This is a genomic window from uncultured Algimonas sp., assembly GCF_947498175.1.
GTDB lineage: Bacteria > Pseudomonadota > Alphaproteobacteria > Caulobacterales > Maricaulaceae > Litorimonas.
The window spans coordinates 37,095-48,946 of record NZ_CANMJB010000004.1 but is presented as its reverse complement, the minus strand read 5'-3'; the positions used below and the strand labels follow the sequence as shown (position 1 = coordinate 48,946).

The 11,852-nt window shown below is 64.8% G+C and carries 13 protein-coding genes; 5 read left to right on the top strand and 8 right to left on the bottom strand.

The features are described 5' to 3' along the window. Positions 1 to 14 precede the first annotated feature (14 nt). The gene (locus Q0718_RS07230; RefSeq protein ID WP_298915633.1) at positions 15 to 359 is read left to right on the top strand and encodes a flagellar hook capping FlgD N-terminal domain-containing protein; all 345 of its coding nucleotides are present in this window, start codon (positions 15 to 17) and stop codon (positions 357 to 359) included. A gap of 28 nt (positions 360 to 387) precedes the next feature. On the opposite strand, the gene Q0718_RS07225 is transcribed toward Q0718_RS07230, so the two are convergent. From Q0718_RS07225 to Q0718_RS07190, 8 genes are all read right to left on the bottom strand, one after another. Beyond that, positions 388 to 936 carry a flagellar basal body-associated FliL family protein gene (locus Q0718_RS07225; protein ID WP_298915630.1) on the bottom strand — a complete coding sequence of 183 codons (549 nt, stop codon included), beginning with the start codon at positions 934 to 936 and terminating at the stop codon, positions 388 to 390. Positions 937 to 947: 11 nt separating this feature from the next. Continuing rightward, positions 948 to 1,661 (bottom strand): flagellar basal body L-ring protein FlgH, encoded by a 714-nt coding sequence (locus tag Q0718_RS07220; RefSeq protein WP_298915627.1) that lies wholly within the window; start codon positions 1,659 to 1,661, stop codon positions 948 to 950. Continuing rightward, positions 1,658 to 2,077 (bottom strand): flagellar basal body P-ring formation chaperone FlgA, encoded by a 420-nt coding sequence (gene flgA / locus Q0718_RS07215; protein WP_298915624.1) that lies wholly within the window; start codon positions 2,075 to 2,077, stop codon positions 1,658 to 1,660. The genes Q0718_RS07220 and flgA overlap by 4 nt, the downstream gene beginning before the upstream one ends. 2 nt (positions 2,078 to 2,079) lie before the next feature. Then, complete coding sequence (flgG, locus tag Q0718_RS07210; RefSeq protein ID WP_298915621.1) at positions 2,080 to 2,865, bottom strand: flagellar basal-body rod protein FlgG; 786 nt, start codon at positions 2,863 to 2,865, stop codon at positions 2,080 to 2,082. Positions 2,866 to 2,932: 67 nt separating this feature from the next. Continuing rightward, on the bottom strand, positions 2,933 to 3,661 hold the full coding sequence (locus Q0718_RS07205) for a flagellar hook-basal body complex protein (protein WP_298915618.1): 729 nt from the start codon (positions 3,659 to 3,661) through the stop codon (positions 2,933 to 2,935). Further along, the gene (locus Q0718_RS07200; RefSeq protein ID WP_298915615.1) at positions 3,654 to 4,985 is read right to left on the bottom strand and encodes a hypothetical protein; all 1,332 of its coding nucleotides are present in this window, start codon (positions 4,983 to 4,985) and stop codon (positions 3,654 to 3,656) included. Before Q0718_RS07200 ends, Q0718_RS07205 begins: the two co-directional genes overlap by 8 nt. Beyond that, on the bottom strand, positions 4,982 to 5,848 hold the full coding sequence (gene motA / locus Q0718_RS07195) for a flagellar motor stator protein MotA (protein WP_298915612.1): 867 nt from the start codon (positions 5,846 to 5,848) through the stop codon (positions 4,982 to 4,984). The genes Q0718_RS07200 and motA overlap by 4 nt, the downstream gene beginning before the upstream one ends. A gap of 107 nt (positions 5,849 to 5,955) precedes the next feature. Continuing rightward, complete coding sequence (locus Q0718_RS07190; protein ID WP_298915610.1) at positions 5,956 to 6,855, bottom strand: hypothetical protein; 900 nt, start codon at positions 6,853 to 6,855, stop codon at positions 5,956 to 5,958. Between the two features lie 210 nt (positions 6,856 to 7,065). On the opposite strand from Q0718_RS07190, the gene Q0718_RS07185 reads away from it, so the two are divergent. From Q0718_RS07185 to Q0718_RS07170, 4 genes are all read left to right on the top strand, one after another. Further along, complete coding sequence (locus Q0718_RS07185) at positions 7,066 to 7,968, top strand: flagellar motor protein MotB (protein ID WP_298915607.1); 903 nt, start codon at positions 7,066 to 7,068, stop codon at positions 7,966 to 7,968. Between the two features lie 129 nt (positions 7,969 to 8,097). After that, positions 8,098 to 9,372 (top strand): flagellar hook protein FlgE, encoded by a 1,275-nt coding sequence (locus Q0718_RS07180; RefSeq protein ID WP_298915603.1) that lies wholly within the window; start codon positions 8,098 to 8,100, stop codon positions 9,370 to 9,372. A 28-nt stretch (positions 9,373 to 9,400) separates the two neighbouring features. Beyond that, positions 9,401 to 10,783, top strand: coding sequence for a flagellar hook-associated protein FlgK (flgK, locus tag Q0718_RS07175; protein WP_298915600.1), 1,383 nt, complete (start codon positions 9,401 to 9,403; stop codon positions 10,781 to 10,783). 18 nt (positions 10,784 to 10,801) lie between these two features. Further along, positions 10,802 to 11,803 carry a flagellin gene (locus Q0718_RS07170; protein WP_298915598.1) on the top strand — a complete coding sequence of 334 codons (1,002 nt, stop codon included), beginning with the start codon at positions 10,802 to 10,804 and terminating at the stop codon, positions 11,801 to 11,803. The last annotated feature ends 49 nt before the right edge of the window (positions 11,804 to 11,852 follow it).

Sequence of the window (11,852 nt, the reverse complement as noted above, 5' to 3'; positions counted from 1 at the left end):
GAAGGAACAAACCGATGGACTTTTCGCCCCTCCTCAATTCCACGCAGAAACCTCCTGCGGCCCCGGCCAGTCCGGCCGGCACACCAGCTGGAAACACGCCCCCATCCACGTCCGGCAGTCAGTCGCGGGCCGAGGATTTCGACACGTTCCTCAATCTTCTGACGGCGCAGATCCGCAACCAGGATCCGTTGGAGCCGCTCGACTCGACGCAGTTCGTCGAACAGTTGGCGACCTTTTCGGGGTTGGAGCTGCAGGCGAAGAGCAACACGATCCTCGAAGGGATCGCCAATCTCCTGTCCAGCCAGATCAATTCCGGGCCCGCCGCTCCGAACCCGACCGAACCCGCTAACGACAGCTAGCCGTCGACAGGCTTTCCGGAAGTCGCACCTAATTGTCCTGACGCGACAGATCCAGGATCAGGACACCCGACACACCATCTTCGCTGATATCCTGCGCCGCACGGGTCAGGGTTTCGCGCAGAACCTCGTATGTGCCGGGCGACGTCAGGGCTTCGTCGAAATAGCCGTCATCCGACAATTGCAGCAATTCGCGGATGAACGCGTCGCGGAACCGAGGTTCCATCCGGAACATCGCCTCGCGTTTGTCGTCGGGCACTTCCAGACCGAGGTTCAGCAAAACCAGCGCGTCGATTTCGCCCTGCTTGACGACGGGCACGACGAATTGGCGCTTGAACTTGATGAAATCCATCTTCCCGCCCGACTTGTATTCGGACGCATCGTCATGGCCCTTGCCGGCATGGTCCGCCTTGGCATGACCCTTGTCCTTCGTGTCATGGCCGTCCGTGTCATGGCCGTCGGCCTTCGCATGATCGGCGGACGGCGCAGAATGGCCGCCGTCGCCGCGGATCATGTCCGCCGCAAAGACGCCGCCGGCCGCGCTGACCGCCATGACGACGGGAAGGATGATGGCTTTCATCGAAGCGGCTCCTAGAAGGGGATGACTTTGTCCAGGATACGTGTCCCGGCCCGGTCGCGGGTGGTGCGCGCGACTGCGCCGCTGCCGTCGTAACCGACCTGGGCGTTGGCGATCTTGTCGAGCGTGACGATGTTGCGGCGGCTGATATCCTCGCGCCGGACGATGCCGGAGACGAACAGGGTGCGGGCTTCGCCTTCGACCTGCACGTTCTGGCGGCCGATGATGACGAGATCGCCGTTCGGCGTGATTTCCGCGACCTGTGCGGCGAGCGTCAGCGACAGGGTTTCGCCGCGGCGCAGCCGTCCGCTGCCGTCCACGTTCGAGGTGCGGTTGAGGCCGACGGCCGGATCCAGTGTCGCGTCATTCGGCAGGATGTCCTCGATCACGCCTTTCAGACCGAACAGGTTGGACACGGAGAAGCCTTCATTGGCTTGGCGGTCCGTCGCCACGGAGGCGCGCATCTCGGCCCGGTCGTCGATATCGATCTTGACCGTCAGGATATCGCCCGGGCCGCGGGCGCGGCGGTCGCCGAACAGCGATTGCGGGCTGTTTGTCCAGAGCGAAGCCGTCATGGCCGGAACGAAGGCCGGCTCCATGACAGGGTCCGCATAGGCCAGCGGCGCGGTCTGCACGGGCGCAGCCGCACGCTGCGGCGCGCCGGTCGTCCCGCAGGCGCATAGCAGTCCGGCCCCGACAAGCAGGATAATCGGTCTTGCAGATTTCATGACGTGACCTCGACCAATCCTTCGCCGGCGATGCGGCCCGTGATGCGCTTGCGCGACGATGTATTCATGACGGAGATGCGGTCGCCCTGGGAGCCTTCGCCGAGCGAGCGGCCCATGGTTTCCATGGTCAACGGCCCCTGACGGTAGATCAGCGTCACGGTTTCGTTGCGCTTGACCATCAAGGGCGTGCGGACGTTGCGCGGCGACAGGACCGCCCCGGCGCGAACGGAGCGCACGAGCTCCAGTCCGACATAATCCTGCACGGCATGGGGGCCGGACACGTCGCCTTCGCGCAGGATCGCGCCGCGCTGCAACGCACGAGTGGTCACGGACTGGTCCGCATCGGCGGCCATGACGGCTTGCGGCGCGGCGGCGAGACCGATCACGAAGGCGATGACAAGAAGAAACCGGGCCATGATCAGCGCAGCCGCGTCGTGGTGGCGTACATTTCGTCCGCCGCCGTGATGATCTTGGAGTTCAGCTCGTAGCCGCGCTGCGCTTCGATCAGTTCGGAGATTTCCTCGACCACGTCCACGCCGCTATCTTCCAGATAGCCTTGGCGCATGATGCCGATCCCTTCCGTGCCGGCCGCGCCGTTGATGGGTGCGCCGGACGCTTCGGTCTCGCGGTAGAGATTGCCGCCCAGCGCCTCGAGACCCTTGGTGTTGGCGAACACGGTCAGCGAGATATTGCCGATCGTCTGGCCTTCGACCGCGTCGCCGAAATAGGCCATGACCTCGCCGTCATTGGAGATGGTGATACGCTGCGCATCGGTCGGGACGGTGATCTGGTCGGCCAGCGCATTGCCGTCCGAATTGACCAGCAGCCCTTCGGCGTCGATGTAGAACTTGCCGTCGCGCGTGAAGGCCGACTCGCCGTCGGGCTGGATGATTTCGAAGAAGCCCTTGCCCTCGATGGCCAGATCGAAATCGCCGCCCGTCTGCGATAGCGCGCCCTGGACGATCTCCATCGACACCGTCGTGGGGCGCACGCCCATGCCGATCTGGATGCCGGCCGGCACGACCGATCCGGTCTGGGACGTCAGCGTGCCCGGCGTCTGGTACTGTTGGTAGATGAGATCCGCGAATTCGGCGACGCGCGGCTGATAGGCCGTGGTGCTCATATTGGCGATGTTGTTTGAGATGACGTCGACGCGCATCTGCTGTGCGGCCATTCCGGTCGCCGCGATTTTCAAGGCGTTCATCCTGAAGCCCCCCTTTTCCTGCTTTAGATCCTATTCGGGTGAAAGTCCTGTTTGTCGATCAGTCGCATCATGACCGCATCGCCCGGGCGACACTGCGAATGCGTTCATGTTCGAGGTCCATGAGCGATTGTCCGGCATCATAATGTCGCTGCACTTCGATCATGCGCGCCATTTCCAGCACCGGATTGACGTTGCTGCCTTCCAGGAACCCCGACGCGATGTCGGGTGTCTCGATGGGGCGGACGGTCTGCGCGCTCCACAGATTGCCGCCTTCGCGGCGGAGCTCCCCGACCGGCGCGGTGAAGACACCGACGCGGCCATATTCGATGCCGCCGGCGGATATCGTGCCGTCGCGCGCGACGGAGACATTGCCCACCTCTTGCGGAATGTTGATTTCGCCGCCGCCAGCGCCCAGCACCGCATTGCCCTGCGCATCCACGAGGTTGCGCTCCGCGTTCAGCATGAAATGCCCGGCGCGGGTCAGGCGGTCGCCGGCGGGCGTGCGCACCTGGAAGAATCCTTCTCCCGTCAAAGCCATGTCGAATTCGCCGCCCGTGGCTGCCAGGACGCCGTCCGACAGATCGGTCGCGTGTCCGGCCAGACGTCCCATGGACAGGCTCGTCGCGCCTTGCGGTGCGTCTCCGGCGGCTTCGATCTCGCGGATATATTCCGAGAACACGCCATGTTCGGCCTTGAAGCCGGTCGTGGCCATATTGGCGACGTTGTTCGCGATGCTGGAAAATTCGCGCATCAGCCCCGACTGGCGGGTGATCATGGTGTAGATGGCGTTATCCACGGCTCAGCACCTCCCGATAGGCATCCATGTCGTCCGACAGCGTGCCCAGATAGTCGTTCAGCTCAGGACCGCTCAGCCTGTCCGGCCTGGCGGAAACGGGGAGACTTGCGGCGGCGAAATCCGCTTGTGCCACGGCGACATCCTCGGACAGTCGCGCGATCCGTGCGGCGACCTTGGCTTTGAGTTCGGGCGTGAAGCGAACGCCTTTGGCTTCCAGACGGTCGATCACGTCCAGCGCCTGGACGATCGTCAGGGGATCGCCGGTCTCTATCGCCTCTTCCAGACGGGCGGCGAGACGCTCCCGGCTGAGGTCGTCTTCGGAGAGATTGTTCTGCGACGTCACCATCTCGGCGACCAGTTCGATATCCGCCTCCTCGATCGCGGTCGCCAACAGGCGTTGCTGTGCGCTCAGGCGCACACCCGCATCGGGGCTGTCCGACAGGCGTTTGAGTTCCGAGCGCGCCGCCGGGGCGGCGTCGAGCGTGCGCATCAGGTCGAGCGCGGTCATCTGTTCGGGGCCGTCGCGTTCGGCGAGCCAAGCCAGCCGCGCGCGGGCGCCGACTGGATCGCGCGACCGCAACAGCATCGCGTCGAGCAACACATGGTCGGGATCGCGGTCGTGATGGGCCCGGCCGTGCAGGCCCCCATCGATCAATGTGTCGGAGACGCGCCGCATCAATCGGGCATTGCCGGACAAGTTGGCGCGGATGGCGATCTGAACTCCGAGCGGGCGGCGTAGAAGGGGGTTCATCAGAGCCAGCGCGGCGGTCAGGTCGGCTTCGCCGCCCGCCCCGATGTCGCGGCCCGGATCGGCCAGCACCTGCCACGGCAGGAAGGACGGTCCGCAATCGCCGGCGGTCCGCAGATCCGGTTCCAGAAGGCGGCCGTCATAGGACGGATCGATCAGGTCGGCCAGGGTCCGTGCGAGACCGGCCGTGTCCGGGTCGTCGGTGGCACGTTCGGCGAACAGGCCAGTGGCGAAACCGTCCCGGCCGCCTCCGGTCAGCGGCGCGAGCCGCGTGCAATCCAGGGCGGGACCCAGCAGGCGTTCCGCCGAACCCGCTTCGGAGTCCGCGCTGGCCGGTGCCATGTCGTCGCGCATTTGCAACAGGCCGTTCCGGCTGGCGGCTTCGAACAGGTTTCGCAGATTGTCCACCTGCCCGTCGACACGATTTTCCCCGTCCACACGGCTTTCGATGGCGGGCGCTACGACTTCGGCGGGATCTTCCGCAAAGGCGCGGGATCCGGACGCCAAAAGCCCGAGCGCGAAAACGCTCAGGCCGGTTGCCAGAAGGCGGTTCGATATGCGCCGGTCCTGTCTCACGCCGCCTGTTTGAGCGCCTTGATGGCATCTTCGACTTCGGAAAAACTGGGCCGGAAGCCATGCGGCGCACTGCGCCGGGCGACTTCTATGCAAAGCGTGGTTTCGTTCTTGTGCAGGCTGGACACCAGCACTTCGCGCATCAGGGAATAAAAGTAGGCTTCCTGGTCGCGGATCTGCTTGATGCGGTTGGCGAGCGGGCCAACGAAACTATAGGCCAGGAACACGCCGAGGAACGTCCCGACCAGCGCACCGCCGATCATTTCGCCCAGCACTTCCGGCGGCTTGTCGATCGAGGCCATCGTCTTGATCACGCCCAGGACAGCGGCGACGATGCCCAGCGCAGGCAGCGCGTCGGCGATGTTGCGCAGCGCATGGCTGCCGTGCAGCCCCTCTTCCTTCATGGTTTCGAGCTGTTTGTCGAGCAGCTCCTCGACCTGGTACACATTGTCGAAGTTCATCAGCATGGACCGCATCGTGTCGCAGATCAGTTCGACGAAATCCTTCGACGCCAGGATGCGCGGATATTTCTGGAACAGATCGGAATTATCCGGATCTTCGATATGGCCTTCGATCTCGACCGGGCTTTCCTCGGAGATCCGGACCAGCTCGTGCATCAGGCAGAGCAGGTCGGCATAATCCTGACGCTTCCACTTCGGACCCTTGAAGACGGAGACCAGATCGCCCAGCGTCGCCTTGACCGTGTGCATGTCGTTGGCGCAGAAGAACGCGCCGACGGCCGCGCCGCCGATGATCATCATCTCGTATGGCAGGGAGTGCAGGATGATTTCCAGTTTCCCGCCCGCCAGCATGTAGCCGCCGAAGACGCAGATCACGGTAAGAACGATGCCAATGATTGAGTTCATGGGACTGGGCTACACCGGGACACGTTAATTCAACGCTAAGTGTGACGGCGCCGCGTATGGGGCGGCAGCGCATGACAGGGCGGCATATGGCGAAAGCGGGGCGCGGATCATGCCGGAGCGGTTCGCGGCAGGGCGACGTCGGCGGAAATGCCGGGCGGTCGGACGCGGAAATCCGGGTCGAGGCCGCGATTGAGGCGAACGGCCTTGCGGCCTTTGTCCGCACCGAGTGCCGCATCCGTCAAAGGGAGCGGACCGTCGCCCATTTCGACATCGAGTTCGAGTTTGTCGAACCGAAGACCCGGCAGGCCGACGACCTGTCCGATAGCCAGCCGCGTGCAGTCGGCGACGCTCATCTCCAGCCTGTCTCCGACCGCGCGGATCCTGACATGGCAGGATTCCAAGGACGGCGGCTTCCCCGAGACTTGCGGCACGGTCGGCATGTCGCCGTCCAGCTTGGCCGCGCCGAACAGGTCGGCGCTCAGGACGACGGCGATGCGCAGATCTTCATTTCCCCCGTCCTGTAGCCGGGCTTCGAACCAGACGGTTTCATAAGCAACAAGATCGGCTTGGGCCTCGTCGGGCTCGAGCGCCTGCCAGTCCGGTGCACCGGCGGCCCGCCCCAGTTGAGTTTCGTTGAGGACAGCCCCGAAAGCGAACAGGTTTTCCCGGAAGAAAGGTCGGAGCGAGGCGCGGTCCTCTTCGGTCGGATCGCCACTGATGCGCAGCAGGTCGAGTGCGGCCCGTTCCGCCAGCGCGGCATTGACCGACATGACGGCGCGCTGCGAGCGCTGCTTGCCCTGACAGCCCATGAGAGGACCGTTAAACAGGTCTGGATCGGGCGCGGACCAGTCCGCGCGGAGGATTTCGGCATCGATGTAATCGGCGGACAGCCATTCCGCCAAGGCGGGCTTCAGTTGCTCCAGCAGCGCGTCGGCCACATCCGCCGCATCGGGATGATCCGATGCAGGCCGGTTGGCCAATGCGATTTTCCGGGCGATGACTGACAAGACGAATCTTTCGCTTTCCCGAGCCCTTCCTGGACCCGGCATTGAAGACCGGCGATCCCACCAAATGGTTGCGAAAAGGTTGATGGCTCCGAACGGCTTCACGAAACGTCAACCATGTTCGCTGTCATTTTCCAAACCATGTGGCGCTATCACGGCCTTGCCGGGGGGCCTTCATCGTCGGCTCACTCACGGTTCCATCAAGGACGCATCATGAGCAGCCTGCCGCCAACCATCATTATCAAACGTCCGAAGATCGTAGCGGGCGACGACCATCACGGCGGCGCGTGGAAAGTCGCCTATGCCGACTTCGTCACGGCCATGATGGCCTTCTTCCTGCTGATGTGGCTGCTCAACGCCACGACGGAGGAACAGCGCCAGGGCCTGGCCGACTATTTCAACCCGTCCATCCCGATCGCCGCCGTATCCGGGGGCGGGGCGGAAGCTCTCTTCGGCGAAGAGGTGGTGCAGGCCCCGGCCTTGTCGTCGGTCCAGACGACGCGGGAGACCAACGATGTCGAAATCGGCCGTCCGACGGATGCCACGGCGCCGATCGACTCCGAGACCGACGCCGCCGTCAGCGAAGCGTTGGAAGCCGCGCTCGTCGGCGAGTCCGCCGAACTGGGCGAACACATCACCATCCGCATGACCCCGGAAGGGCTGGTCGTGGAACTGACCGACCGGGACTCCCGTCCGCTCTTCGCTTCGGGCAGTGCGGAGCCCTCGCCTGTGCTCATGAAACTGGCGGCCGCCGTGGCGCAGGCGCTGGATTCGGTCGAAAACCCGATCAAGATCGTCGGCCATACCGATAGCCGCCGCTACCCCAATACGCGCGGCTACAGCAATTGGGAGCTGTCGGGCGACCGGGCCAACGTCGCGCGGCGCCTGATGAAAGACGCCGGACTGCCTGAAGCGCGCATCACCGAAGTGTCGGGCCGCGCGGCGACCATGCCGCTGGTGGCCGATCCGGTGGACCCGCGCAACCGGCGCATTTCCGTCACCGTGTTGCGGGTCGAGCCGTCATCACCTCGGACGGAGCCAAAGACGCGCGACGCCGAAGCGAACCCACCGGCGGTCGTCACCGGCGCGGATGAAGGCCCGGCTTCGCGGCTCTGACGGACATCCGGATTTAACGTCCGGTTCACCCTATACGTTTTCTTAAGACCGCATCCCTAATCCTGTCGTCGGTTCAGTAGAACCCCGGGATCCGGCCTGTTGCCGGAGAAGGTTTCAAGGATTGAAACGATGACAATTTCCTCTTCGCTCAATGCGGGCGTCATGGGCCTGAACGTGAATGCCACGCGCCTGGCCACAATTTCCGACAACATCGCCAACTCGGCCACATACGGCTACAAGCGCGCCGACGTGGAGTTCTCCTCGCTGGTCGTGAACCAGCGCCCGGCCGTCTATTCCGCCGGCGGCGTGCGCGCCACGACCATCCGCCAGGTCGCGGACCCAGGATCGCTGATCTCCACCGGCAGCGCGACCGATCTGGCCATCAACGGCAACGGCATGCTGCCCGTCACCAACGTGACCGGTATCAGCTCCGCGCCCGCCGAACGGGACTTCATGATGGTGCCGACCGGCAGCTTCACGCCCGATGCGGAAGGCTATATGCGGACCAAGAGCGGCCTGTTCCTGCTCGGCTGGGAACTCGACGCGAACGGCGAACCGATCACCACGGGCCGCACCAGCCAGACCGGCATGGTCCCCGTCAACCTGTCGTCCGGCCAGTTCAGCGCGGAGCGCACCAGCGAGGTGAAGCTCGGCGTCAATCTGCCAGGCGACCCCTCGGTTCTTCCGGCCAGCAACTCGCTGACGTTGCCCGTCGAATATTTCGATCCCCTGGGTTTGCCGGAGAAGATGGAAACCGTCTTCACGCGCAATACGGGCGGTGACTGGACCGTGACCGTCAACGACTTCTCGACCGGCGCCTCGGCCCAGGTCGCCACGTTCAACGTCACGTTCGGCGCGGACGGCACGCTCGGCACCGTAACCAACGGCACCGGCGCGACCTACAATGCCACGACCGGCGAAGTCGCGATCAACATTCCCAGCGGGCCCGTCAGCATGTTCGTCGGCCGACAGGGCACGTCGCAGGGACTGACGCAGATCGGCTCGACCTTCCAGACGCAGAACGCCGCCGTGAACGGTTCGGCCGCCGGCGAGCTCCAGAGCGTGGAGATCACCGCCGACGGCTCTCTCGAAGCCATCTACAACACCGGCGCGCGGCGCACCCTGTTCCAGATCCCGGTCGCCACGGTGAACAATCCCGACGGGCTGACCCCGACCGGCAACCAGGCCTACAGCGTCTCGCGCGATAGCGGAGACTTCTATCTGTGGGACGCGGGCGAAGGATCGTCCGGCAGCGTGGTCGGATACACGTTGATGGAATCCAACACGGACATCGCCGCCGAACTGACCAACCTGATCGAAACGCAGCGGGCCTATTCGTCCAATGCCAAGATCGTTCAGACCGTCGACGAGATGCTGCAGGAAACGACCAATCTGAAACGATAGGGCTGTGAATACGGGGGGCCGCTAAGTCATGTCGATCATCGCAAGCCTGGCCAATGCGCGCTCCGGCATGTCGGCGACCGGCGTGCGGGCCCAGGTCACGTCCGCCAATATCGCCAACGTCTCGACGACCGGCTATGTCCGGCGCGAAGTCGTCCTGTCGCAATCCGGCCAGACCGGCGTCACGGTCACGGGCGTATCGCGCGTCCAGGACAAGATCCTGCTGCAGTCGCGCCGCGACGCCCAGGCCCAGAGCGCGGGATCGGAGGTCATCGACGCCTCGCTGAAGCGCGCCCTGTCCGCTTTCGGCGAACCCGGCAGCCAGACCGGCATTTTCGGGCGGCTCACCCAGTTCGAGACCGACCTCCAGACCTTGCGCAGCACGCCCGAGTCGGCGGCCGCGCAGAATGTCACCGTGGATTCGCTGAAAGATCTGACCCGTAGCCTGACCAAGGCGGCGCAGGACCTGCAGGCCGAGCGGACCCAAGCCGATGCGCGGCTGGCCACCGATATCTCGCAGGTCAACGAGATCGCCGAAGACCTGTACGAACTCAACGGCCATATCCGCAAAGCCGGTGCGGCGGGTGGCGACACGGCCGCCCTGCTCGACCAGCGCGATGCGATGATCGGCGAAATCTCGAAACGCCTGCCCGTCAAGGTCGATTACGAGGATTCGGGGGCCGTCACCATCAGGACCGCCACCGGCCTGACCCTGGTCGGGCCGACCGTCACCAAGATCGAATTCCAGCCGGCCTTCCGCATCGGGTCGGCCGATACGACGACCGCAAGTGGCGGACGCCTGTCCATCCCCACGCTTCACGGCGAGCCCATCGCACCCGGGTCCGGACCGCACGGCGTCGGCGAAGGCCGGATCGCCGCCTGGCTCGAGCTGCGCGACGACCAGCTGCCGACCCAGGCCGATGCGCTCGATACGTTCGCCTTCGACCTCGCCTCGGCCTTCGACGCCATCGGCGAGCCCCTGCTGCTCGATACGGGCGCGCCCGTGCTGGCCGCGAACAAGAAAGGCCTGGCGGAGCGGCTGGGCGTCAACGCCCTCATCGACCCCTTGCGAGGCGGCGAACCGCGGCGGCTGCGCGACGGTCTGGCTTCGGTCGCGCCCGGCGCGCCCGGCAACGATGTCGGCCTGTCCCGTCTGACGGAAACGCTGGCGCCTTTCGCCGGACAGCTCGGCACGCTGATCAGCGACGTTTCGACCGTCGCCTTCCGGGCAAGCCGCATCCATGCGGGCAATCTGGCGCGCGTGACCACGCTGGACGAAGCGCACAATCAGCTGACCGGTGTCGATCTGGATTACGAGCTGCAAAACCTGTTGGCGATCGAACAAGCCTACACGGCCAACGCCAAGATCATCCAGGCGGTCAGCGACATGTTCGATACGTTGGCGAGGATCTAACATGGGCAAGGATCCGACATGAACCTTTCAATGACCCCGGACGTGCTGTTCAACAACCGCCAAGCGCGTCAGAACGCTCTCATACGGTCGCGGTTGGAAACGGCTGGTCAGGAAGCGATCACGGGCAAGCGCAGCGACGTCGTCGCGGCCACGAACGGCCGGGTCGGGGATGCCTTTCTGCTCGACAAGGCGGCCGCCGACCTCGACCGTCAGCGCGGCACGGCGAAGCTCGCCAAATCGCGGATGGACACGGCGGCCGGGGCGATCACGCTCATCCGCGAAACGGTGACGGGACTCGGGGCCGAAGGTCGCGTCACCCTGTCCCAGGGCGGACCCAACGACATCGTCCTGCTGGCCGATAATGCGGCCGACCGTCTCGCCCAGACCATGAGCGCGCTGGGACGGCGGTCGGGCACGCGTCATCTCTTTTCCGGCACGAACACGGTCGGCGGGCCGCTGGCGGCGACGGAAACGCTCCAGGCGGCGGTCAACGCCGAAATCGCCGCGGCGCCTGACGCTGCGTCTGCCATCGCCGCCATCGAACGCTATTTCAACGATGCCGGCGCCGGATTCGAAACCGATATCTACCAAGGCAGCGTCGAGGACGGGCCCCGGCTGCATATTTCCGACGATCTGAGCTACGACCCGATTCCGAAAGGCGACGATCCGTTGTTCCGCGACATCATGCGTGGCTACGCCATGATCGCCGGGGCGACCCAGTTCGCGTCCAAGGCCGACCGCATTGCCATGATGGATGCAGGTCTCAGCCTGCTGGAAAAAGCCGGGGACAGCGCGATCGTCATGGAAACCCGCCTCGGCGCGGCACAGCAGAGCCTGGAGCGCGCGACCGAAAGCTTCGACCGCGAGGCCAGCCTGATCGCCATCGCCCAGAACGACATGCTCGGACGGGACCCGTTCGAAGCGGCCTCCGAGATCCAGGCGCTCGAGCAACAGCTCCAAGCCAGCTACACCGTGACCGGACGCCTCGGCTCCCTGTCTCTCGCCAATTTCCTGAGGTGATGATGCCCCGTTCTTTCTTCCGTCCCGTCCTGGCCCTTTTCCTGGCGAC